The sequence below is a fragment of the Pseudomonas brenneri genome, from assembly GCF_007858285.1.
GTDB classification, from domain to species: Bacteria; Pseudomonadota; Gammaproteobacteria; order Pseudomonadales; family Pseudomonadaceae; genus Aquipseudomonas; species Aquipseudomonas brenneri.
The window spans coordinates 116,225-139,870 of the sequence record NZ_VFIL01000007.1 but is presented as its reverse complement, the minus strand read 5'-3'; the positions used below and the strand labels follow the sequence as shown (position 1 = coordinate 139,870).

Annotated in this window: 15 protein-coding genes and 3 pseudogenes; 12 read left to right on the top strand and 6 right to left on the bottom strand. The window is 53.3% G+C overall.

All coding sequences use genetic code 11. The features are described 5' to 3' along the window. Positions 1-32 precede the first annotated feature (32 nt). The 7 genes from FJD34_RS16915 (at position 33) to FJD34_RS16885 (ending at position 10,379) form a co-directional block, all read left to right on the top strand. Entirely contained in the window at positions 33-1,346 is a 1,314-nt protein-coding gene (locus tag FJD34_RS16915) for a site-specific integrase (protein WP_090291329.1), read from the top strand. After that, positions 1,339-3,075, top strand: a complete 1,737-nt coding sequence (locus tag FJD34_RS16910; protein WP_090291328.1) for an integrase — start codon at positions 1,339-1,341, stop codon at positions 3,073-3,075. The genes FJD34_RS16915 and FJD34_RS16910 overlap by 8 nt, the downstream gene beginning before the upstream one ends. Then, positions 3,072-5,090: a hypothetical protein gene (locus FJD34_RS28390; RefSeq protein ID WP_223232714.1), complete on the top strand. Its 2,019-nt coding sequence runs from the start codon at positions 3,072-3,074 to the stop codon at positions 5,088-5,090. The genes FJD34_RS16910 and FJD34_RS28390 overlap by 4 nt, the downstream gene beginning before the upstream one ends. Continuing rightward, on the top strand, positions 5,080-5,526 hold the full coding sequence (locus FJD34_RS16900) for a hypothetical protein (protein ID WP_090291326.1): 447 nt from the start codon (positions 5,080-5,082) through the stop codon (positions 5,524-5,526). Before FJD34_RS28390 ends, FJD34_RS16900 begins: the two co-directional genes overlap by 11 nt. Positions 5,527-5,744: 218 nt before the next feature. Beyond that, on the top strand, positions 5,745-7,304 hold the full coding sequence (locus FJD34_RS16895) for a carbamoyltransferase C-terminal domain-containing protein (protein ID WP_197677888.1): 1,560 nt from the start codon (positions 5,745-5,747) through the stop codon (positions 7,302-7,304). 102 nt (positions 7,305-7,406) lie between these two features. Beyond that, positions 7,407-8,240: a glycosyltransferase family 32 protein gene (locus tag FJD34_RS16890; RefSeq protein ID WP_090291324.1), complete on the top strand. Its 834-nt coding sequence runs from the start codon at positions 7,407-7,409 to the stop codon at positions 8,238-8,240. Positions 8,241-8,264: 24 nt separating this feature from the next. Continuing rightward, a complete protein-coding gene (locus FJD34_RS16885) occupies positions 8,265-10,379 on the top strand; it encodes a family 16 glycosylhydrolase (protein ID WP_090291323.1) in 2,115 nt (704 codons plus the stop codon). A gap of 586 nt (positions 10,380-10,965) precedes the next feature. On the opposite strand, the gene FJD34_RS16880 is transcribed toward FJD34_RS16885, so the two are convergent. Next, positions 10,966-11,589, bottom strand: coding sequence for a cysteine hydrolase family protein (locus FJD34_RS16880; RefSeq protein WP_090291322.1), 624 nt, complete (start codon positions 11,587-11,589; stop codon positions 10,966-10,968). 191 nt (positions 11,590-11,780) lie between these two features. On the opposite strand from FJD34_RS16880, the gene FJD34_RS16875 reads away from it, so the two are divergent. Together FJD34_RS16875 and FJD34_RS16870 are read left to right on the top strand one after the other, a co-directional pair. Next, complete coding sequence (locus FJD34_RS16875; RefSeq protein WP_146552226.1) at positions 11,781-12,290, top strand: winged helix-turn-helix transcriptional regulator; 510 nt, start codon at positions 11,781-11,783, stop codon at positions 12,288-12,290. Positions 12,291-12,779: 489 nt separating this feature from the next. Next, positions 12,780-13,526, top strand: coding sequence for a YkgJ family cysteine cluster protein (locus FJD34_RS16870; protein ID WP_090291320.1), 747 nt, complete (start codon positions 12,780-12,782; stop codon positions 13,524-13,526). 1,768 nt (positions 13,527-15,294) lie between these two features. On the opposite strand, the gene FJD34_RS16860 is transcribed toward FJD34_RS16870, so the two are convergent. The 4 genes from FJD34_RS16860 to FJD34_RS16845 all read right to left on the bottom strand — a co-directional run bounded on the left by FJD34_RS16860 (position 15,295) and on the right by FJD34_RS16845 (position 19,944). Then, positions 15,295-16,224 carry an AraC family transcriptional regulator gene (locus tag FJD34_RS16860; protein ID WP_090291319.1) on the bottom strand — a complete coding sequence of 310 codons (930 nt, stop codon included), beginning with the start codon at positions 16,222-16,224 and terminating at the stop codon, positions 15,295-15,297. A gap of 638 nt (positions 16,225-16,862) precedes the next feature. After that, entirely contained in the window at positions 16,863-17,687 is an 825-nt protein-coding gene (locus tag FJD34_RS16855; protein ID WP_090291318.1) for an SDR family oxidoreductase, read from the bottom strand. Between the two features lie 656 nt (positions 17,688-18,343). Beyond that, positions 18,344-19,081 (bottom strand): SDR family oxidoreductase, encoded by a 738-nt coding sequence (locus FJD34_RS16850; protein ID WP_157695987.1) that lies wholly within the window; start codon positions 19,079-19,081, stop codon positions 18,344-18,346. A gap of 113 nt (positions 19,082-19,194) precedes the next feature. Further along, positions 19,195-19,944, bottom strand: a complete 750-nt coding sequence (locus FJD34_RS16845; protein WP_090291316.1) for an SDR family NAD(P)-dependent oxidoreductase — start codon at positions 19,942-19,944, stop codon at positions 19,195-19,197. Positions 19,945-20,174: 230 nt separating this feature from the next. Between FJD34_RS16845 and FJD34_RS16840 the strand changes: the two genes are divergently transcribed. Further along, positions 20,175-20,789, top strand: a complete 615-nt coding sequence (locus FJD34_RS16840) for a TetR/AcrR family transcriptional regulator (RefSeq protein ID WP_090291315.1) — start codon at positions 20,175-20,177, stop codon at positions 20,787-20,789. Positions 20,790-21,103: 314 nt separating this feature from the next. Beyond that, positions 21,104-21,932, top strand: a pseudogene (gene tnpC / locus FJD34_RS16835) (IS66 family transposase); the annotation flags it as partial. On the opposite strand, the pseudogene FJD34_RS28385 reads toward tnpC, so the two are convergent. Next, a pseudogene (locus FJD34_RS28385) lies at positions 21,929-22,168 on the bottom strand (LysR family transcriptional regulator); the annotation flags it as partial. The pseudogenes tnpC and FJD34_RS28385 overlap by 4 nt on opposite strands. A 487-nt stretch (positions 22,169-22,655) precedes the next feature. On the opposite strand from FJD34_RS28385, the pseudogene FJD34_RS16825 reads away from it, so the two are divergent. Further along, a pseudogene (locus FJD34_RS16825) lies at positions 22,656-23,621 on the top strand (DUF4113 domain-containing protein); the annotation flags it as partial. Positions 23,622-23,646 lie beyond the last annotated feature (25 nt).

Here is a 23,646-nt window from a genome sequence, read left to right as displayed (position 1 = left end):
AACGTAGATCGTGTCCCCATGGACATTGACGCTTGCTCTTACAGAGATTCCACTTGCCTACCGTCGAACACATTCACTTCAGTCCGTATGACCTTTCTGTCAAAGGCCGCCTGATTACCTACTCGCTGAATAGCTCCCGTGTAGTGATCGAAGGATTGCCACAAATATTCTGGGAAGACGGCTTGCCATGGAGAGAAGCCAATCTCTGGGCTATGGAGAGAGTCACTAATGGTGAGGCACTCCTTAAGACCGTTTCTAGCAACCTGAACGGGCTGTTGAACTACGCGAAGTTTTTGGAGAGTCGCAGGCTTCAGTGGTTTGAGTTTCCGACTCGAAAGGCTGACCGATGTCTTGTCCAGTACCGTGGGGCGCTTATCAAGGCTCGTGACGCTGGTCATATCAGTCCTGCCACGGCTTCCGAGTACATGCGTAACTGCATCAGTTTCTACAGGTGGGTTAGGAGGCGTGGCCTTCTAAACCCGCTATTGCTGCTGTGGAAAGACAAGCGCTATTTCATCAAATACTTTGACCAGGTCGGCTTCGAGCGAACGTTAGCTGGCACCACCACCGATTTGGGTATTCCAAACCGAAAACGCATTGGGGTCACTTTGGAAGGAGGCCTACTTCCTGTGTCTGCGGTTGATAGAGACACCATTCTTGATTTCGCAAAACAGAGCGCCTCACCCGAGCTTTACCTGATGTTGGCTTTAGGTTTCTTCACGGGTATGCGACTGGGAACGATCTGTGACCTTCGTATCGACACGTTGGAGCGTGCCCTACATGATCCGTCTGCTAAAGGTCTGCTTCTGATATCCGTAGGGCCAGGTGCGTCCCCGCCCGTGCATACCAAATTTGCAGTAACTGGCCAGGTATGGATTCCCGAAGCTTTGTGTTCAGAACTCTTGGAGTACGCCAAGGGTCTTCGCAGGTTGACTCGCGAGGCATCTGCTGCTGGCGAGCATCAAGACTTAGTGTTCTTGACACGTTTCGGAAACCCTTTCGGACGTCGCAACAGTGATCAGTCTTCGGCCATAAACGTTGAGATGTCATCGCTTAGAAAATTAGGCATCGCGTCGGGCATCAAAGCGCTCAGGAAGTTTCGCTTCCACCAATCCCGATGCACCTTTGGAACTGAGTTAGCTAGGCTCGCTTTAGCAAATTGCACTGATGTGGCGATAGTGATTGCGACTGTCAGCAATGCATTGCTTCACGGTCGAAATTCGGAGGCTACCACCTTCAAATACATCAAATTTGTGCAAGCCGCACCCGCCAAGCAGGCCATTGCGAACAGCTTCATGACTGCGTTTACAGGGATTGCTTCGATGCAGGGAGCAAGCAATGAATAATCTGACGTTTTCAGACCTAACGTTTCCAATACTTGAGTACGCGAAAAATGAGACGCCCTGGGATCTGGCACCACTTTTATACAGCGGTGGTGCTAAGGCAAAAGTGAAGACTGTACGCAGTGAAATCACATCAGGTGCTTTGGGTGATCCTTTGCTGGAGCGGGTAGAGCTTGTGAAGGGGCTCCATGACTGTTTGACCGACGACCTTGTCGGCGGGAGGAGCCGCTTTTCGGCAAATAACAAGATTGGTGCGTTGAGGAAGTTTTTTCAGTGGGTGGATCAGTGCGAGCGTCCGTTGAGCATTGATACGGTCGCGGAGGAATACTTGGGGTGGGCTGAACATCTTCTACAGCGTCATCGCGTGGAAAGATATCTAACTGCCGGATCATTATACGACGCGGCAAGTTTAACAGCGACGATGCTCGACCGAGTTCTAGGCCGAAGCTCGACGCTTCTGTACAGCACCCGAATCCGCAAGCCTAGATGCAACGGAAAGGCCAATAATGGGGGCGCTGATAAGCAAAGTTTAGAAGAGAGCTTTTCATTCGGGCAGTTCATTGCCGACGTCTGTACGTCCCTTACCTATGAAGCTGTGGCGGGGCCACTTCCCATCCACGTGGAGTTGCGGTCGGGTTCGACGATACCTATCTGGTGCGGCCTGCGCGATACAGAGAAGGAAGCGTCACGACGGATTCGACCTCAAACCAAATTCCAGATTGCGGCTATCCTTAGAAACCGCGAAATTCGGAGCGCTGACGTTTCAATCGAGACTCGATACCCGGCAGTGAATCTACGAATCGAAGCCGAGCTGCTAATGTTCATCGCACAAACCGGCATGAATTTGTCGCAGGCGCATCAGCTTCGGATCGACCAATACCATTACACGAGTCATTTTGATGGCTACCAAGTGAGGTCTTACAAAAATCGCCGTCAGGGTGAAGTGCTGTTTGACGTTTTCTCAAGCTACAAGCAGTGGTTCGAACGCTACATTGAGTGGCGTAACACGTGGTTTCCTGACGATCTAGAGGGACTTCTTTTCCCTCTCGTCCGCTCTGGGGGACGTCTCGTTTTAGAAGCTCCTCAGTTCACGGCTATTGCGCGCGTCTGCACCGATTCCAGTGTTCGATTCGTTCGACCTCGTAAGCTCCGGGGTGCGCGTATTAATTGGCTGTTACGTGAGTCGCAACGCCCCGAACTGGTGGCGGAAATCGCACAGCATACCGCTGAAACTTTGATTCGTGTGTACGCCGAGCCCAATCCGCAAATTGCGATGATTGAAATCACTCGATTTCACCGGCAAGCAGATCCCGTCGTTTGCTCACCTGCTCCAGGTACTTGTGTGGCGCCGATACCAGAATCGGTCGTGGATGCTCCGACTAATGCTCCTGATCCCGATTGTATCAACGCTGCGGGTTGCCTTTTCTGCGTCAATCATCGGGATATTGAAAGCGAGGATCACGTCTGGTCTCTGAGTAGTTTGCGAGTGCTAAAGAGCTTGGAGCTAGTTAGATATCGTCCAGCTTGCACGGATAGATCTGACGAGGCTGACCATCCTGCGATGCTTGCGGTCGAGCGTCTGAGTGCGAAGTTACGGTTCTTTCAAGAGAGTAGCGAGGTGCGTCGGCTTTGGGTGGATGAGGCACTGGCACGCATAGCTGAGGAGGACTATCACCCAGCTTGGGACGGATTTATTCGGCTTGCGGAAGTTTCAGGGGGGGCTTCCCTATGAATATGCTCACGACGTTAGGGCTTTCTATCGAGTCGCCTCTCGCCGTTCCTGGGGCATCGAATTACCGTCCAGAGAGCTGGCCTCCACCACCTGATTGGCCGGTCGTAATTGATGCACAGGGCAAAGTAATAAGCCGTTGGGGCGATCCAATTTGGAGGCTTGATCCATGGGCCAAGAAGGCACTGACGCTGAATTTTGGTGATGGGTCAGTTAAAAAAACAGCGACGTCAATTAGCTCAAAGAACGCAAATTTACTTCGAATCATCACTGGCTGGTGGCTATACGGGCCGTACGGCGCTCGTGGCTACAGATCCCTTAAAACGCGTTTCGATCAGATGCGGCGGCTGTTTGTTCTTTGCGAGGAGGCAGGAATACTTGCCAGCGAATTACGTCACTTTCCACGCGTATGCGAACGGATCCCTGCCTTTCTTCATACCTCAAGAAAAACCGAGTTTCTGACGTTAATGCATGAGCTTTACGCGTCCAGGGGTGCTGTAGGGTTTACGTTGTTGGATTCAGGCTCACTAACCCGCCTGGCTGCGCTTTTTCCAACTCACCACACAGCTCAAACACCTTACATTCCAACACGTATTTGGCGCTATCAAGTTACTAGGCTGCGAGAGTGCCTTGATGACTTCCTATCCCATCGAGAACAGATTGAAGCTTGTTACCGGTTCTGCTTCGCGGCTTACGAACATAACCAGAGAGTTTCGGAGAGAACGGCGTGCGTAAACGCACCGCCTTTTTGCGGCCATCATATGCAGTTATCAGGCGCTAAAACGGGGCTTCGTTTTCTCGGCGCATTTGCAGATACCGCGAAACGCTTCGGCATCTTTGAGCTGCTTGAACGTTGGGTGGGTCGCAGTGGCGACTTACAAGTAAGAGCGCTGACTAGCTATCTGAAACTGGTCAACGGCGCGGGATTAGCTTACATCCTTAACTTCAGTCTCATGCGGGTCGAGGAAGCATGGAATCTTCGAGCCGGGTGCCTTGACGTCGAGCACGACAAGAGCTTCGGCGACATTTTTTTGTTACACGGGCAGACGACAAAAACGCTCTCTGATAGCGACGCCCTTTGGGTCACATCCCCATCTGTGGCGGTCGCCGTGAAGGCGATGGAGGTCATTTCTCTATTTCGCTCACTGTACGCACCTCACAAAGCTGCGGGAGATCTCGCCGGGCGTTACTTGACCGATTTTTCTTACGAGCCCTGGAGTTCATTGCGCAATAAAGGTAATCACTCACTTAGACCGAACATTCGGCCATATTCCGACCTTTTGGGGCACGGGAAACTCTTTGACTTAGAACGTTTGCGTATCACGACTGAGGATTTGAAATTGGCCCGGCTAGCTACCCCTACACTGCCGGAGGAGTATCAAGTGGGCGCTGTATGGCCGTTGGCGTGGCATCAGTTGCGTAGAACTGGGGCAGTAAACATGCAAGCTTCCGGGCTCGTAAGTGATGCTTCGCTTCAGTACCAGCTCAAGCACGTCACTCGATCGATGAGCCTTTACTACGGTCAAAATCACTCGCGGTTGCGTCTGGAGGAGAAGGCTCACACCCTGTACGTTCGCACAATGTACGAGACGCTTGGAAGAGAGTTGCAGCAGCTTACGAGTGAGCGTTTTGTCAGTCCCCATGGAGACAAACGAAAGGCTGAGATCGTTCGGCTGATTTCGCCAGAGGATGCGAAGAAGATGATTGGTTTGGCAAAGAAAGGCGCGGTCGCATGTCGCCCGATCATTCTTGGCGTTTGTTCGAGTCGCGAGCCCTGTCCGTACGGCGGAATTGACAACATTGCCCATTGCGCGGGCGGTGATTCAGTGGATGCAAAACCTTGCCCTGATGTGCTGTATGACTCAGAACGATTGAGCGCGGTAGATGATCTTGAACATGTACTCAAAGAGCGGCTTGCTACTGCTCAGGATGGGAGTCCGCTAATGGAATCGTTGATGGCTCAACAGCGAAGCGTAGAGAGCTTCCGTCGTGTCGTAGGGAACGCAAATGGAAGTTGAGCTCCCTGCTCGCCGCAGCGCGGCTGATCAATATCGTGATGCTTTCGAGCGCCTGAAACTTGATAGGCCACAGCTTCTACCAAAGGGGACACCGGTCACTCAGAACAACGTGGCCAAAGAGGCCGGGAGCGATCCGTCGGCGCTTAAGAAATCTCGTTTCCCGAGTCTCATCGCAGAGATAAAAACCTACGTGGAGCAACATGCGGAGGAGCGACCCCCTTCGTTGAACAAGGTAAATCTTCTCGCCCGGCAGAAAAGCCGCGCCCTGCGTGATCGAATTGAGCAAGTTGCCCAGCAGCGCGACCAACTCGCAAGCTTATTGAGCGAAGCAGATGCAAAAATCGTTGAGCTGTATGACCGTATCGCTGAGCTTGAGCGACAGCTGCCTGCGTCAAATATAATTTCGTTGGATCCGCGCGGGTCGAGAAAGCTTTGAGATAACAGCACGATGTTAAGCGAGTTGGCATAACTAAAGTTGTGGTACGGTCCTACGAAGCTGCATAAAGGGGGCGTGGAGCGCTTACCCCAACTGAGAGGGAGCGCCACCATGCAAGTAGTGTTTATGGATGATGGGATTGCCACCGCGTGAAAATTCTCTCGTATAACCCGGGCCACGATGGCGCCATTGCACTGCTTCAAGATGGACATTTGATAATGTCTATCGAAGCGGAAAAAAACTCGAACTATCGGTATTCATCACTTGCTATTCCGGATGTTTTGGATGCGATCGGTGAGCTAGAAGACATCCCGGACGTCATTTGTGCTGGGGGGTGGTGGCCTCGTGATCATAATGAGTATCTTTATGGATCGAAAACGAATGTCGGATATCGTGGTGTATCCGATAGCGATATCATCATAAGCCAAAGACGTTTCCTAAAACGAGATGTGAAGTACTTTTCATCCTCACACGAACGTGCACACTTACTTTGCGCCTTTGGCATGTCTGCTTTCCCAAAAGGAACCCCTTGCTATGCCTTAGTGTGGGAGGGGGGCATAGGTGCCTTTTACGAGATTGATTCAGAACTGAACATCACACTGGTTGCCGACGTTCTAGGTCAGCCGGGTAATCGATACGGTCTGCTCTATGGCCTAGCCGATCCGACCTTTCCAAAAAATGGAGCGTATCCCCGGAACTCAGATGCGGGGAAACTCATGGCGCTGGCGTCATATTCGAATCGGAGCACGCCTTCCGCTGAAGAGAAGAAGTTGCTTAACTTTCTATTAAGTGGCCCGTACCAAGCACTCGACTCTTACGAGGGCATTGAAAGCGCGCCTCACTTCAATGTAGGCCTGGAAGACCATGAGTTTAGAAACTTTGCAGGAATTTATAGCGATGCAATATTCGATATCTTCTATCGGTTCGCGAAAAACCACTTGAAAAAGAAGTTTCCACTGGTTATTTCCGGTGGATGCGGATTGAATTGCGACTGGAACACGAAATGGATGGGGACTGGTCTTTTTTCGGAGATATTCGTGCCTCCGGTCGCCAACGATTCCGGCTCTGCCATAGGCACGGCCGTCGATGCGCAGTTCCGCTTTACTGGCAATCCTAAGATCGAATGGGATGTCTATGCCGGGCTGGAGTTTGGTACGCTCGGCGCATTCAATGCTGAGAGATATGACATTCGAAATGTCGATTCCGCTGCAATCGCCGATATGCTGGCGAGCGACCTCATCCTCGGATGGGTAAGCGGCCGATACGAGATCGGCCCACGTGCACTTGGCAACAGGTCTATCTTGGCTGCCCCGTTCCGAGATAGTACTCGAATCCGACTGAACGAGATCAAGCAGCGCGAACAGTTCCGTCCGATTGCTCCTGTATGCCTCCAGGATGATGCTGAGAGATGGTTCGGATGCGCACACGAAAGTCCACACATGCTTTTCACTCATCGTGCAACGACGAACGCTCTAGCAGCCGTCACGCATGTGAACGGGACGGCCCGTATCCAGACCGTCACCTCTAAAACCAACAAAAGACTTTATGATTTGCTTGTCGCGTTTAAAAGTCGCACTGGGTACGGAGTATTGTGTAACACGTCCCTGAATTTCAACGGGAAAGGCTTCATCAATAACATTGCTGATCTCGATGCCTACAGCGTGGAGCACGGATTGGACGGGTTCGTGGTTGAAGGGCAGGCATATCTGCTAAAGGTTTCCCAGCGATATCAAACATACAAGGCGGTCGTGGACTCTTCAGTTTTGGCGACCCGCTAACTGGGCAAAGACTAGCGGTAGTTGCGCCACGCGTCACACCTGACGGGGCACCAGTCGTGCGCCCCAATCCGATGTATGACTCTTACTGAGTAAGCGAAAATTATGGATTCATACCCACTGGGATTTGAGGAGGACGATCGCCTGCGATCCGCCTTTATCCGAAACCTCACGCTGCATCAACTGAACCGCTCGGCAACTTCGAATGTTGCCGGATCGAACCTGACTTCGAGTATTCCGAAGACACTCCTACAGTACTGGCACGATCCGCATGATGTGCCGGAAGACGTTCAAGTCTGTATCAACAGTTGGAAGAGGCTAAGCGCGGAGGGTTTTGCATTCCGGATGTTTAACGACGTATCCGGTGCCGAGTACATTACTGAGTGGTATGGAGAGTCGGAGCAAGAGGCATTCGCCCGATGTCGCCATCCGGCAATGCGCTGCGACTATTTGCGGATGTGCGTCTTGGTTGCAGAAGGTGGACTTTATGTCGATGCAGATGACGTACTGCTTGGAGACAACTGGAGATACCTTTTCCATGACAGCGCACTTAAGGTCCAGCCGCTTTGCTACGACATCCCATCTTGCAGCATGGTGCCAGCGTCAGAGATCTGGCGAAGTGATCTACTAACAGACGAACGCATCTTTTATGTCAACAACGATCCAATAGCTGCGCCAGCCCATCACCCCGTACTGAAGCGCGCGCTGTCTCGCTCGACCGAGAAGCTTTTAGGCAAAGCTCGCTTCCCAGAGATCCAAGAGACGACGGGTCCCGGAAATATCACCGCGTCTTTAGCCGCGCACGCACGTGATCTGATGATTAGGGGGGCACCTCTCGACTTCGAATTGTTAAATGACTGGGAGTCAATTGCGCAAACACGTTGGGACCTTTCCTACCGTAACGACGCCCGCAACTGGCGCAACATGGACTCCCATTGAGGCAATCTGGAGTAGGAAGTTTCGATGAATCTTAGGGACGCCTCTGGCATGTTGCGTGGGATAACATTTCGGTTTCTACGTGCCATAGCGAGCATTTTTCCGGGTGGGAAAATCTCGGCCTTTGGTACGGGCGAAGGGCTGATCAACTCGATTTTAATTGTCAACCTTGACCGGCAACCGCGTAGATGGCGGCGTGTGGTCCGAGAACTTAGGCGGTTCCGTACGGCCGACGATGTTTCCCTTGCCTCTATAGCTCGACGATTCGCGGCAGTGGATGCTCGCGACGGCCGCGCCGTCGCCGCAACTGCCGATGTCGACTCGACATATCGCATTGGTGACCAACTTTACGTCCAGCCGGATGCAAGGCTTGAAGAGTGTTTTCCTATCAACGAGCCGATAAAAATGACGCGGCAGGAGATAGCTGTAGCGAGGTCGCACGTCGAGGTTTGGAAGGCCATCGCATGCGGGGCAGACAATTATGTGCTGGTGCTCGAGGACGACGTTTGGTTCAAAACAGGTGCAGCGGCAGCAATCTCCTGCGGCTGGCGTGCTGCCATTCAACGCTGTTGTGCTGAAGGAGGTCCGCGTTTGTTGTATCTGTCCTATGAAGATGCCGGGGGAACAGCAGAACGTGTTGACCTCTGCGATGCACTGTTCCGACCGGTGCGGGGACTTTGGTTTCTCTCCGGCTACATCTTGTCGCGTGAGGGTGCGGCGGCACTGCTTCGGGCTATGCCCGTGATTGGCCCTGTGGACATGTGGTTAAACTATCGCTTTGGTGAGCTCGGTGCACTCGCCCTTTCCTCGCCCGTGATATTACAGCGACAGGACGGCGGCTCGGACAATTCCTATTCCGTGCTTCCTTACCTAGCGCGAGCGGGGATTGTTGATGCAGGCTCGGGCCCTATGGCACCCGAACGGGCGGGGGCGTTGTCGGTGTTGGCCTGGACCACCCGCGGTGAGCATGAACCGCTCGCAATGGCTTTGTCGATGTTGGGGTTGCGAGTGCGGGTGTTCGATGGTGATGAAGACGCAATTCGACCGCAAGACTTGTTGGAGCTTTTCGAGATGTTCGACGCTCTCGTTGACGCTCCACTAACGCCGGAGGCCATGGAAGCCATGACCGCAAGGACTGACGTAAGATTTCTTATGGAAGCGAAGGCAGTGTTTCGGTGCGAGACACGGCAGGGGGCTCTACCGCCTTCGCGCACCACGATTCTGTCGTATGACGAGTCAGAGAGTGGATTGTGGGAACCGATCTGCAGGCTTCTCAGACTCACCGAGCCCGTGCAGTCTTTCCCGGTTGGAACACCACGGAGCCTGAGGATGTTTCGAGTCGGTAGAGAAGACGGCGCGCACCGGATTGCCCCGTCGCATCCCCAGCAGATTTCTTTGCTAGATGAGTCACCTTGGGTCCTCTCGGCAAAATATGGGTGGCAGCCGAAAGTACCCTCGAATCGCCCCATACCACCTGTAGGGGAGCTGCTCGTTTTTTCCGAAATGACTACAGCGACCTCGTCTTTTTCCGCGCTCATCGAGACTTTTCCGGGGAATTTGGTCTCGTTTTCGCAGGATGCTCTCGTTCATGATAAGGACGGTGCCCATCTCATCGTCAGCAAGGTTGCCACTGGAACCAGGCAGTACCGTTCGGGAGCCTTCGCGTCAAAACGACTGTTCGGATACGGTCGCTTTGAGGCTGAGATAAAAGCCGCCAGCGGATCTGGCCTCATCACTGGTTTTTTCCTTCACCGAGATGCACCGAGGCAAGAGATTGATGTAGAACTGGCAGGAGATGATCCTCGAAGCATGCTGGTAAACGTCTACTTCAACCCAGGTGACGATGACGCAGCAATGAACTTCGGCTATAGGGGTTCGCCTTGCCGTATCGACCTCGGCTTCGATGCTACTTCGGACTTCCATGTCTACACGGTTGACTGGCGACCGGACCGTATCACGTGGTCAGTGGACGGCCATGTCGTGCATGAGCGTGTAGGCTGGGACCCCACTCCAATTCCACATCTTCCAATGCGACTCCACGCAAACCTCTGGGCTCCTCGGTCCGAAGAGCTCGCAGGACGACTCGATCCCCATCTCTTGCCAGCGACAGCGCGTTTCAAAAATGTCTCGGTGTGGGCGTGACTCCAATCGTAGTTACACGGTGGCGTGTGCAAAGTGAGGTTAAAACCCTCTAGCTGGAATTAGTCGCACCAGGTCCACCCAAGCCGCCCGTACCCAAAGATGGATTCTGACCTAGGAGTTGCTGTATATGCGTGCGTAATTGCATTCCACTTGACCACCCGTTTGCAATGCCACCGACCAGTCAATTGCATTCGACCTGACCAGGCGTATGCGTTGGACTTGACCAGCACGCTAGGAGTCTTTCACCGGCAGAAGTCGGCCAAAAGCAGCCATTCGATGTGACTATAGACACTCTTTTATTTGCAAAGAGTCTTACTGAAAAAAAGGCGTCCCGAGGGACGTCTTAAAGACCCACTTTTTAAATGAGCAAAGAGGCGTCCAAAAGTGAATTAGTATTTTAATTAAGCAAATTGAGTTTAGTCTTTCTGTGCTTTTTTAAGTTCCTCATGGTGCATTTCGAGGTTTTTAATAACTGAGACTCAGTTCCCCAATGAGGGGCGGGGCCACTGTAGGTACGCAAGTTAAAAAATGCTGATTATCTTAACCGCTGAAGTTCTTTTCTGGAAAAAGTAATCCGCATGATACTCTATTCTTTAAGGGCTTTTAAAAGAGCTTCGGTGGTAAGAATTGCGTGTGCATATGAGGGGCCATTAATCTCGTGAGCTGCGTGCATCGCTTCATGGCTAAATGCTGCGGTGGCATCTTTAACGAGCGTTACGTGATAGCCCATTTCCATGCCATAGCGCCCAGTAGACTCGATACAAGTGTTCGCTACAAATCCGACCAGAATGATTCGTTCGATCCCATGCTGTTTGAGTTGAGCATCCAAGTCAGTATTGGCAAATGAGCTTTGTGCCCAGTGTTCGTGGACGATGACATCCCCTGATTTGGGGCCGAATTCAGGATGCCATTCGCCGCCCCAGCTACCCTCCGCGAAGACTTGCCACTGCTTGGAAAGCTGTTGGGTAGGGTTCACGTGGCGCCAGCCATCGAAATCGTTGGGTTTGGAGCGGTGGTGTGGGAGTATAAAAACCGGTATCCCGAGAGCTCGGACTACTCCAAGTATCTCTCTCAAATGGTCAAACATCCCGACTGCCAGCGCAGTTTCCTTGATGGCGTCGTAAAGCTTTCCACCTTCGCTCATGAAGTCGTTATAGGGATCTACTAGCAGCAGGGCAGTACGATCTGTCAGATATTTTGAGTCAGTCATTTCAGTAGTCTCAAGTGTCCAAAACGTGGAAGGAATGCCAGTTAGCGTGATTCAATGGCTGGAAAGCCACCAAGGCTGTAGCTTCAAAATATGAAGCTACTGTGCTTGGCTGTCAAGTAGCTTCAAAAAAAGAAGCTATTTGAATATCATGCGCGGTATAGCTGAATCTAATCGTTTTTGGGGGGGGTAGGATGATTGAGGGCGTAGTGGACGATAGCTGTGAGACCCTGTGTCCAATAGCAAGGTCGCTTTCGGTCATGGGGGGCAAGTGGACGCTGCTTATTTTTCGCGAGCTTTCCATGGGCTCACGCCGTTTTGATGATATTCAGGCTCAAACGGGTATCTCTTCACACCTACTGTCCACCCGCCTGAAGGCGCTAGAGCAAAATGGTCTCATAGAGCGGCGGGCCTACTGCGTCCGACCGCCAAGGTATGAATACTTCGTGACGCCAAAGGGTAAAGAGCTCGATGGGGTGCTTTTGTTACTTCGTTCATGGGGAGCAAAGTGGTTAGCACGCACTGGGGAGGATGAGCCGGCCGTTGCTCTAAAACATAGGTCTACAGGCCAAGATGTGTCGGATGACGTGTTGGAGCTAAGTTTTGATAACTATGAGGCTACTTTGAGTAAAGCGTTCGAAAAGGAACGCTCCGAGAACCAGATTAAATTCCGCACCTCGTCTAAGCGCAAAGATGCTAAATGAGCTGATATAATAACCAGCTTGCTCTTTGTTGCGGATGCCCATGTAGCTGGTCATAGCACATTCACGAGCAGCGTCATCTAATATTCGTTGAAGTCCAGCATCCGCGCGGCACCGTCAAAGTGAACTGGCCAACCGAAAGTGCTGCTGTCTGCGCGACCTTTCTCCGAAACCTGCTGCGATGATCCGCATCGACTCCATCTGGCTCGCCACCGAACCGATGGACATGCGAGTGGCCAGAGTAATCGCGGTGTTCGGTGCGGCGAAGTCGCCTGTACTTACTCTGTTCGCCAAGTACGTGAGTGAACGAATATAACGCCACGTAACTGTCACGTACCGTCATTCATTAATCTCCCCGTATCAGGCAAGCAAATAGCCGGTTCAGGCAACCTGACCCACAAGCTGCTTCGTATACTCCGCCTGAATCATTGGGTCTAACACTCAGCAAGACGTAGGAGACAGTCTTTGGATGATCGAAGAGGAGCGCTTGATATGGAAGATAATGGTGTCCGGTTTGCTTGCAATGGCTGCGGAATTTGCTGCAAAGGGCGTCTGGTTCCATTGACGTTGAATGAAACGAGGCAGTGGCTGCAGCGCGGGCATGAGGTGGCCGTGATACTAGAGGCTTTTGATGAGTCGACCTGGCCATCGGAGCCGGGACAGTATGCCCATAGCGCACAACGGGGAGTGGACGTCGCCAGTGGTGATGCCTGGGTCCGGGCGGTTGCAGTGCTCGCGGGTAATGCGCTGCAGCAATGTCCGAACTTGGGCGAAGACGGTCGTTGCGGAATCTATGAGGAGCGGCCACTGGTCTGTCGCATTTATCCGATGGAAATCAATCCATTTATTGCCCTTAACCCGGAAAACAAGATTTGCCCACCGGAGGTCTGGGAGCAGGGCGAGGTCTTTTTCACCGACCGGATCGTCGACCCGGTGCTAGACGATCAAGTCGAGCGCTCTCGTCAGGCTGACAGGGACGACGCCCAGGCCAAGATTGCTGTTTGTGAAGCCATGGGGATTAGCGTTGCTGCCTGGAAAGATAATGCGATGGCGGTGTACTTGCCTGATCGAGCGTCTCTACTTGAGGCCATTCATCATTACGACGCCGGGATGAGGGTATCGACCAGCCACGAATGGAAGATACGAGTTGACGACCCTGAGTTACGGCAGCAACTGCAGGCCGCAGGCCTTGCTCTGGATGAGCGGCCGCAGGTCGACTACATCTTTCATCGACTATAGAGCGGGCTCATCGGATTAGGTATCAAGATGGTCTCACATAATTTGTAATATACGGCTACGACAAATAATAGCGCCAGTTGAGCAATCCTCCTATGCAGAGGCAGCTTCATACTGTGGTAGTCCTTATTAACGAAGTAGGACCGAAACGATGACCTCTCTTTTCACGCACTATGCCTTGAAAGACGTTACTCTGGGCAACCGTATCCTAGCTTCGCCGCTTTGCCATTACCACGTACATGACGGGTTGCTGAGTGAGTGGCACAAGACCCACTATGAAACTTTCACCAAAAAAGGCCGTCCGGTCCGATGATGGTAGAGTCTACTAACGTCTTTCTTAGGGGGGGCGGGTAATCTTGGGGGGAACGGGGCTCTGGAATAATCCACAAATAACTTATTTTTCATCTGTAGCACACTCCATCAAGGCAACTGGGGCCGTGGCAGGTATTCAAGTGGTGCATGCAGGTGTGGTAAGCCGGTTTCGCTACGCCTTGGTAAAGCGCAGAGTCGATCCCCAAGCCTAACGCCCATTGTACCCAAAGCATTGTTCTTTTGGGCCGGTACCTCGCATAACTCTGAGTAAATGACGCAGATATTCAACGCACGCAACATGACTTCTCCAGTGCTGCAGTCCGGGAGGGAAGACGGTGGCTCGAAATACATTTCGCTAACGGCTTTCTCTGCCAGAGTTTTTTCTCAGCCCGCCATCTTTCGTAACGACCGCTACGGGGTGAACCTAGAGAACGGCGCACGGTTCCTGATAGAATTTGTGGTCGAGTCAGTCGTGGCGCCAGGGCGTGGTGTAATCTGGTTAAGAGGTAGAACGGTCGTTATCCGAGTTAATACAGGCATTGGAGAGGCTGAAAGGCGTAAGAGGGGATTTTATCGACATTGACTTGCATTCTATACCGCAGGCGAACCCCTGCCTTGGGCGCCGAATTTTATGGTGCCTTATGCCGAGAAGAACCACGTACTAACAGGCCTGCCGCTGGGTGTTGGATGTTCACCGATGACAAGCGAGCAGATGATTTCGTGCACAATGCGCAACTGAGATAATGTGTTTTACTCGTGGATTATTGGCGAGTCGCATTTGCCGTTTTAAGCGGCCCGAGCCTTGAAAGTCGAGGACAAACCGACGGTGCTGCCAATCACTTATACATTCTAACTGCAGAATTGGGCGAATTGAATTCGCCTCCGCTGGCAGCGCGCGAACTCAAGGAATAACCTATTCGCCATGATCGAACCGCTGAGCAAGGCCCAGGACCTAAAGTCTATTTTTTGAAGCGCGCTCATGAACGTATCAGCCCGTGATGCCCGGCTTGACCAGTTCGTTGAACTCACTACTGGTCAGCTCCCACTAGCAACGGCTTGTGACGGAATTGGTCATGCGCGGGAAGCATTTACCTGCCTCTATCTGGCTTAATCAGTATACAAGTACATGTCAGTGATGCTAGAGATCTATCCAGCTTCAAGCTCACCGAACGCGAGCGGAGTGCCCTGTTCATCTGCGGCTCTGGAACAGCCAACACACCTTAAAACCGCGTTGGAAATAGTAAGGCAAGCCGAGTTACTCATTGGCTGCTCTATACAAAGCTAGTGATACCAGGGGTGGAGTATAAATGGTAGCGCCCTATTATTTCACCCATTACCCAAGCTAAACGAGCACTCCAGTATGGTTGTCACGACCTGGCCTAGTTTCTCTGAGGGGGCAAGTTCGGTGACGCCAATACGGTTACAGCGTAGACGATTTGGCCGTTAGACTAGTCCACGCTCAACGATTGGTCGCTATTTGTTGCAACCGCATGCGTTTGATGTCCCTCTGAGGTGGCTCTCCGAACAAGCGACGATATTCGCGACTGAACTGCGACGAGCTTTCATAACCCACCGACCCTCCTGCACTGCTCGCGTCAACATACTGAGTCAGCATCAACTGTCGAGCTGCCTGCAGCCGCAATTGTTTCTGATACTGCAGTGGACTCATACCTGTAACAGTACGGAAATGCTGGCGGAAGGTAGAAGGACTCATATTCGCATTAGCCGCCAAATCGTCCATGCGCAGCGCATGGCGAAAGTTAAGTTTCAGCCAGGTAAGTGTTTTGGCGATGTGTTGACTGGGCGAGCTCCCGGTGACGATATGTAGCAACTGTGAGCCATGAGCTCCGCTTAACAAGCGTGCGATGATCTCTTCCTTGATCAACGGTGCGAGTGTTTCAAGCAGTTGCGGCTCACTGAGTAGCCTAACCAAACGCCACAGCGCATCATGCACCCCAACGTCCAACGCCTGTACGTTAATAGGCCGGAACCCGTCATTTCTGAGGCGTTGTGATAAACGCATTCGCTCGGCGATCTGTATCACCGTGGCGCTGTCGAACGTAAGCATCATACCGAGGAACGGTTTTGTGAAACTGGCCTGAGTTACATGCGAAATAACTGGGAGGTCAACGCTGGTAACTATGGACTGACCAGGCGCGTAGCTAATTACCTCCTTCCCGACCATAACTTGCTTGCAGCCTTGCAAGGTAACGCCAATACCCAATCCGTAAATGCAGTGCACTGACGCTGACGCAGAATTACGCCGATGTAGGCTCAGGCCGGGAACGGCGGTGAGCTGGTCGCAGTCGCTGCGCACAATCTTGCTGACGATGCCAGCAAGACGACTTGTATCGCTGACAATTTCTTGGCTTTTAATTGCAGACTGCACAGTTGGTTCCTTGAGAACACAATGTTCATTACAGGTCACGAGCTACGCCGTTGTTCATACGAATAATCTCCGGCATGAAGCACTCATTTCAGTCATTCTGTAATACGAACTAGACAACAGAGCACTGTAATGTTGCTGGCAAGCTAGACAAATCAAATCCGGGTCACCGTTTGAGCCTTCGTAAATGCTTGCTCGTCGTCGGCTCTGGAGGGCCACGGAAACTTCATGTGCACCTACTCATCGACCAAACCGGCGCCCGGGCTGGATGTGCTGAAATCGGATTGTGAAGATTGAGCGGGGCTTGATATGGCCTCAAAGTCAGTCTCAACCAGCACTGTCAGCGCGGCGGTACCAATTCCAAGGCTTCGAGTCTCTCGAATTCACAGAGTGCGGCAGGGAAGTTGTTGCGGAAGCCGGCTAGCGCATCCAGACAGTTCCTTGCTTCATCATAGAGGCCTTTTCTTACATCATCTCGGGACACACTTACTTCGTGCCACAACTCACCGTCTGCCCGGCTAGACCTCTGGTCCATTGTTTCAGCCTGTAATCCACCGCCGTCACATCGAGTTCTTCCCTTGGGCGAACCGTTCATTCTGGTATGTTGGCGTCGTGCGCAAACTTCTTCGTCAGCAAATGCATCAGTCTTGGCTTAGCGCTGCCGGCTTGGGTAGCATGCGTTTCACGTAATACTGAAAAATACGACTGAACCAACGGTGCGGCAGGTAGCGTTTGGCCAGCCACATACACTCTCCCTTGATGTGCGGGAAGATGTAGGTCTGACTGCTAGTTACACCCTTGACAATACGCTCGGCCACTTCATCGGCACCAAGCTCGCCGCGAGCCGACAGCTTGTCCATCAGCCTCTTAGTGCCAAGATCTGTTGAGCGCACGGATTCATCTAGATTGCTATGGAAGAACGATGGGCAGGCCACGCTGACGCGTATGCCGTACTGCATCAACTCCTGATCGAGGGTTGTGCTGAGCGCTACTACAGCGGCTTTTGACGCGTTGTAGGAAGCCATCAATGGCACATCAAGCAAGCAGGCCATAGACGCAATATTAAGAATCTGACCATGCCCTTGTTTCTTAAAAATTGGAGTGAATACCTTGCACCCTCGCACCACGCCGAGCACGTTGATATTGAGAATCCACTCCCAGTCGCTCAAGGTAACTTTATCGATGGCGCCTAGCTGGGCGACCCCGGCATTGTTAATGAGCAAGTCAAGGCCATTCCATTGCACCCGTAGCGCATCGGCGATGCGCTGCAAGTCAGCCTCTATCGTTACATCTGCGTGGAAATAGAGCACTTTACCGCCATGGGCTTTCAGCAGCCGACTGGTGACCTTTCCGCGAACGTCATTGAGGTCTGCAATACACACATCCCAGCCATCGCGTGCATAGTGTAGAGCCAGAGCTTGTCCCAAGCCACTGGCACCACCAGTGATAAATACACGATTGTTCATTGACTCTCATCTTTCTTAGTGCCGTATGATTTGGAGTATCCGCGTTAGTTAGTTGTACTTTGGCAATAATTCAATTCCCTTGCGCACCTCATTCGGGCCATCCGCCAACGAAGATCCGAGCCTGAGCATCGAACGCGGTGAGCGGTACGACGCGGCTCAGGTCGGCACCTCATTGCAGTTGAATGTCTATGTCCGCCACGTATTGCAATACGTTAAGTACAACTACCTTGCTTACAGAGCTTTCGGTAATGGCGGCAAACGTTGTCAATGTTATCGATTCTCCAGGAGCGAGGAGGGTCAGTAGGTAAGCTCGATCAATAGCAATACGCGCATCAGCCAGGCACTCTATTTGCATCGCCACCCAGCCTCAGCAGTGGTTACCCTAATGCTGTGCGTTACATGCTCTGGTCAATTTTTTCGCAAAGCCGATGCCGCGCATGCATGGTGGATACGTACTGGACCTAGGGTGCCCCTGAGTAATTTCGAAGTCCATGTCTGGACTACCGATGAAATGGTCGGGCGGAACACGAAGGTTGGCCTCTCCATGGCTGTGTGAAACAACATATTCGCCAAACCTGTTGAGGCATAAGCCATTCCTTTACGTAGGTTTTTTACTGTCAATAAAAAACCGGGCCTGCCATTTGGGGCGAGACGGATTAGGCTAGCCGGAAGCCGCCATCAATGGCCAGTTCGATGCCAACAATGTTGGAGGAGTCTTCTGAGAGCAGGAAGCGTACGGCTTTGGCGCATTCATTGGGGGTGCCAAGCCGTTTGAGAACAGACTTCTCGATCATTGCGGCGACCATGCTCTTCTGCGTCTCAGCATCAAGCCCTGTCTTGCCTATGATCGGCGTGTCAATCGGCCCCGGACTGAGCACATTCACGCGGACACCGCGCGGAGCAAGTTCGATAGCGAGCACCCGACCGAAAGAGTTGACCGCAGCTTTGGTGGCGGAATAGATCGAAGCGCCGGGGAACGCCATGCTGCTTGCGATGGAGGACGTGAACACTACCGAGCTTGGGTTTTTCAGTAGCGGCAGCACGGACTGAAGCTGGAAGTAAAGGCCCCGCACATTGACGTTGAACTGGTTGTCGTATTCCTGCGCAGTGACACTCTCAAAGGGAGTTTGAGTGATCACGCCGGCATTCAGAAATGCACCGTCGAGATGATCTGTGTGCTCTTTCACTGCTGCGCCAAGGCTCTGCACGGAGGCGAGGTCCTCCGAATCGGATTGGATTACGATGGCATTCGGGAGTGCCTTTTTCGCCGCGTCCAGTGTGGCTGGGTTGCGCCCGGTGACGATCACCTTCGCGCCCTCTGAGAGGAGAAGCTGCGCCGTGGCGAGACCGATGCCGGTGGTTCCACCGGTGATGAGAATGACCTTGTTTTTCATGAGATTGTCCTTTAATTCAGAAATAATGAACTGCTGAGGTAGGTGTGGTAGCGCCATTGTTTAATTGTTCGGTATTAATGAACTAATGGTTGCGCTCTGTCAGACGCTGGGCCTTAGCGAAGGCCGCCGGCGACCAGCAGGTGGACGCCGTTGACAAAGGCGGAGTCGTCGGACGCCAGAAAGACGGCGGTCTTGGCTATCTCGTCGGTCGTGCCGAGGCGGCCGAGCGGCGTTCTTGAGATGAAACCCTTGGCGAAATCGGAGTCGGGGATGCCGTTGGCAACCGCGTTTTCGGTCGCGGTCAAGCCGGGTTTCAGGGCGTTGACTCGGATGCCGCGCGGTCCCAGCTCGTTGGCGAGGACGCTGGTGTAACCATCTATTGCGGCCTTGGATGCTGTGTAAACAGAGGAGCCGGGCATCGAGAAGTGCGTCGTGACTGAGCCGAGGTTGATGATGCTGGCGCCCGTCTTGAGGTGCTTCACGGCGGCGGCGGTGACGAGCATTGTGCCTAACACGTTGGTCTCAAATGTCCGCCGGTAAAGTTCTTCGTCGAAGTCCTCGACGGTTGCGACCTCGTGCCTGCCGGCATTGTTCACGACGATATCTAGCTGGTCGAAATAATCGATCGCCGTGTCCACGACGGCTTGCGCCGATTCCTTCTTCGCGATGTTCGCGCCGATGGCAACGGCGTTGCCGCCGGCCTTCTTGATATCTGCTACAACGATCTCCGCCCCGGCTTGGTCGGTGTTGTAATTGACGACGACCGAAGCCCCTTCGGCACCCAGTGCCCGCGCGATCGCGGCACCGATGCCGGTTGAGGCGCCGGTGACGATGGCGACCTTTCCTGCGAGTTTTTGAGACATGAGTATATTCCTTTGCGTTATGTTTTTTACCGAAAGGTACAAAATTGGGCGTGACAGTGCATCCTGGATCAGTTTGCTTTATTCGGTATGTTGGCCCCTGGTTGGTTGTGGAAGGAGCTCTGCTCAACAGAGGTTTTGTACCGATTGGTTTTATGATAGCGTTGCGAATTCGGCTAAGTCAATAAGGAATTGTATCTGTCGGTAAAAAACCTTAAGGTACTCTAAAAAAGATGGGAAATTCTTCAATCAAAAATCTCGGGGGGCGGCCCTTGGGATTTTGCATCGAGACAGCGCTTGTTGCCGCAACGGGCGTTTTTGCGTCGAAGGGATTCGAAGCGGCCTCGATGAATGATCTCTGCACAGCGATGGGGATCAACCGGCCGAGTCTCTATCTGCACTTCGGTAACAAGGAAGCGCTTTACCTGAAAGCATTCGAACGCTTCTCGCGCATGAGCGCACAGCTCCTAGAGTCCTGCCTTTCCGCCCCCTCCGCGCGGGCGGGGGTCGAGCGGCTGCTGCGCGAAGGTGTGATGATGTCCACCGATCCGCACGGGCCGGGTGTGTGTTTCATCACGCAAGCGCCGCTGAAAAGCGGCGAAGTGTCAGCGGAGGCACTGGGCGAGCTGGCGCGACGGCGAGCCACCGTTGCGCTCACACTGCGCGCTCGTTTTGATAAGGCGGTGATGGTCGGGGAGTTGCCGCCCAGCACGAACACGGAAAGCCTCGCCAACTATTATGCGGTGCTGATGCAGGGCCTGGCGCTGCAGGCGCAGCACGGTGGGGAGCAAGCGGCGCTGCTCGATGTGCTCGCTGTTGCGATGGCGGCCTGGCCGGCGCGCAGCTAGGCGCTATTTACGCTGACGTCAGTACGCCTGGCGGTACCGGTCCAGGATGCGGGCAACCTCTTGCCATACCTCTTTCGCCGATATCGTCGAGATGCCGAAGCCGGCCTCTTTTAACTATGCGATGATTTTAGGTGCGTTCGGGCTCTCGAAACCGGCAGGCCCAGGCCTGCTGCTCATAGGTCGCATCCGCGGTGGCGATGTCGTCTTCAGCCTAGGCCTTGAAGATTGCGGTGCTGCGTTGGTCGCGGGATACATCGTCCCTATTCGGTTCCGATTCGGGTGAAGTCATGCCCGCTCTATCATGGCGGCCACCACGGGCTGGTGTGCAGTTGCAGCCTTTGGTCAATGCGCTGCGCGACGTAGTGCTCGGGCAACAGGTTATCCATGCCGACGAAACGCCGGTGCAAATGCTTGCTCCGGGATCAAAGAAAACCCACCGATCTTACGTGTGGGCCTACGCCACCAGCCAGTTCTGCGAAACAGCGGCTGTTGTCTACGACTTCAGCCCCAGCCGCGCGGGGGAGCATGCTCGCAACTTCCTGCAAGACTGGAAGGGCAAGCTGGTGTGTAATGATTTGGGGGGCTACAAGGCTAGCTTCGAACTCTACACCACCAACAAAAGCCAGCTGGCCGAACAGACTCTTCGCTACATCCAGTTGCTGTATGAAATCGGGAGCGAAGTGCGCGGCCTGGAACCGGATTTGCGGCGCCGAAGACGGCAAGAAAATGCTGTCCCGGCGATGGATAGGCTGCACGCCTGGATGATCGCCCAGCGCGATCTCGTGCCTGAAGGTTTAGCCATCAGCAGAGCACTGGATTACAGCCTGAAACGCTGGGCAGCACTGTCTGACGGGGCCGTACCCATAGACAACAACTGGGCAGAGAACCAGATCTGGCCATGGGCTCTTGGACGCAAGAACTGGCTCTTTGCAGGATCACTGCGAAGCGGAAAACGGGCAGAGGCAATCATGAGTTTGATCCAGTCGGCGCGACTCAACGGGCATGATCCGTATGCTTATTTGAAGGACGTCCTCACGCGCCTGCCGACGCAGCGGGCGAGTGAAATTTCCGAGTTGCTACCGCATAAGGTGGCAACCGGTAGTCGAATCGGTCGCGTTTCGATCAGGGAACTCGTGCGTCTAATCTATCGATTCTAACAGTTCAATCCTGAGCCACTCTATCAGGGAGTTGGTTTCTCTTTGCTCGGTAATAACAGGGCGTTTAAAAACAGATATCGCTTGCGGTAAAAACACGCTTTCAGCGCAGGGCTTTCTCAAGTCTCCGCTTTCAACCAGCCTCCCCGCAGTTCGAGCCCAGCCGACGGCGATACCATGTCCTTCCACTGCGGCTTGAAGCATCATCGGGTAACTGTGTAATGTGGTTTTGATATTCGCAGTTCTAAGGGGCATGAGACTCTAAGAGCTCCTTTATACAAGCTTCGCGAAGATTACTTTTAAGGAAAGATTGACCAGAGCTAGCCGGAATGCTTGATGTGGCAGCTCCTGAGTGAGCGATTAGGGCACGCCGATGATGCCAACTCGCTACCAATTTTTCCACCGCCTGTTTTTGGCCGTGTTATGCCTCTCGCGACCGGCAGCTATTGGCCGATTTCTGCCGGTCAAGGCTAACCAGTGTGCTGGTCAAGTCCATGCAATTACGCATATGCGCAAGTGCTTAGGGACGTCAGCTGAAAAAAGGTCAAACGCGATGCAGCTAATAGAGGGTTGGATCAATGCAATGACGTATGGGCACCCCCTAGATTTTTCGCGGGAAAATGGAGGTGAAGTATGGACATCAGAGATCAGAGTCAACAGCAGACCATGACTGCTCTGTGGCTATGTCCATAGTTCACAATCTTTCCTTTACATTGACGAGGCCTTCGCCGATTTGACCGGTATCGATGACCTAGACGGCCTCGGACGAAGGATTCGAGCCCAGGTGCTGCGCGGTACTGGCATCCCTGTAGGTGTCGGCATTGCTCCCACAAAGACCTTGGCCAAGCTAGCCAACCATATGGCGAAGCGGTTGCAGGCTCAGACCGGTGGCGTGGTGAACATCACGAATCAGGTCAAGCGTGACTGGGTGCTGCGCAATACCGACGTGTCTGAGGTGTGGGGTGTCGGCCGAAAAATGAAACTCCACCTCGACGCACTTGGCATCAAGACCGCCATGGACCTGGCCAAGGCTGACCCATGGACGCTGCGTAAGAAGTTCAGCATCGTGATTGAGAAGACTGCCCGGGAGTTGGCCGGCACGTCGTGCCTGGAGCTTGACGAGCCCGACCCACCGAAGCAGGAGATCTGCTGTAGCCGGATGTTCGGTAAGCGCCTGACCGAGTTGCCGCCAATCAAGGAGGCGCTGGCTACCTACATGATGCGGGCCTCTGAAAAGCTCCGGGCCCAGGGCTCACTGTGCAAGAAGGTTCGCGTCTGTATCCGAACCGGGATGTTCAACCCGGAAGAGGCCAAGTATGCGAACGGGGTGGTGGTTGACCTGCCTTATCCAACCGACGACGTGCGCCTACTCACGAAGGCTGCGGTTGATGCGGTGGACCATATCTACCGGCCTGGCTTCAAATACAGCAAGGCCGAGGTGATGCTGCTCAACCTTTGCCAGCCGGGCGAGTACACCGACGATCTGTTCGCCGTGTCGCAGCCTGCGGAGGCTACCAGGGTGATGACGGTGCTGGACCAGATCAATGGACGGTGGGGAAGGGGAACGCTGCGGTCGGCCAGCGTTCCGACAAACCCTGACTGGGGGATGCGTCGGGAGATGATGAGCCAGAGTTATACGACAAGGCTTGATCAACTGTGGACGATTTCTTGCAAATGAGGGGGGTGAATGGTTTTTTAAATTT

What these genes read in the sequence shown, in the direction of transcription:
- FJD34_RS16895 (WP_197677888.1), top strand. Translation starts at nt 5,745, where the DNA reads ATGTCTATCGAAGCGGAAAAAAACTCGAACTATCGGTATTCATCACTT.
- FJD34_RS16855 (WP_090291318.1), bottom strand. Translation starts at nt 17,687, where the DNA reads ATGAACAATCGTGTATTTATCACTGGTGGTGCCAGTGGCTTGGGACAA.
- FJD34_RS16870 (WP_090291320.1), top strand. Translation starts at nt 12,780, where the DNA reads ATGGAAGATAATGGTGTCCGGTTTGCTTGCAATGGCTGCGGAATTTGC.
- FJD34_RS16900 (WP_090291326.1), top strand. Translation starts at nt 5,080, where the DNA reads ATGGAAGTTGAGCTCCCTGCTCGCCGCAGCGCGGCTGATCAATATCGT.
- FJD34_RS16885 (WP_090291323.1), top strand. Translation starts at nt 8,265, where the DNA reads ATGAATCTTAGGGACGCCTCTGGCATGTTGCGTGGGATAACATTTCGG.
- FJD34_RS16840 (WP_090291315.1), top strand. Translation starts at nt 20,175, where the DNA reads ATGGGAAATTCTTCAATCAAAAATCTCGGGGGGCGGCCCTTGGGATTT.
- FJD34_RS16845 (WP_090291316.1), bottom strand. Translation starts at nt 19,944, where the DNA reads ATGTCTCAAAAACTCGCAGGAAAGGTCGCCATCGTCACCGGCGCCTCA.
- FJD34_RS28390 (WP_223232714.1), top strand. Translation starts at nt 3,072, where the DNA reads ATGAATATGCTCACGACGTTAGGGCTTTCTATCGAGTCGCCTCTCGCC.
- FJD34_RS16880 (WP_090291322.1), bottom strand. Translation starts at nt 11,589, where the DNA reads ATGACTGACTCAAAATATCTGACAGATCGTACTGCCCTGCTGCTAGTA.
- FJD34_RS16910 (WP_090291328.1), top strand. Translation starts at nt 1,339, where the DNA reads ATGAATAATCTGACGTTTTCAGACCTAACGTTTCCAATACTTGAGTAC.
- FJD34_RS16875 (WP_146552226.1), top strand. Translation starts at nt 11,781, where the DNA reads ATGATTGAGGGCGTAGTGGACGATAGCTGTGAGACCCTGTGTCCAATA.
- FJD34_RS16850 (WP_157695987.1), bottom strand. Translation starts at nt 19,081, where the DNA reads ATGAAAAACAAGGTCATTCTCATCACCGGTGGAACCACCGGCATCGGT.
- FJD34_RS16890 (WP_090291324.1), top strand. Translation starts at nt 7,407, where the DNA reads ATGGATTCATACCCACTGGGATTTGAGGAGGACGATCGCCTGCGATCC.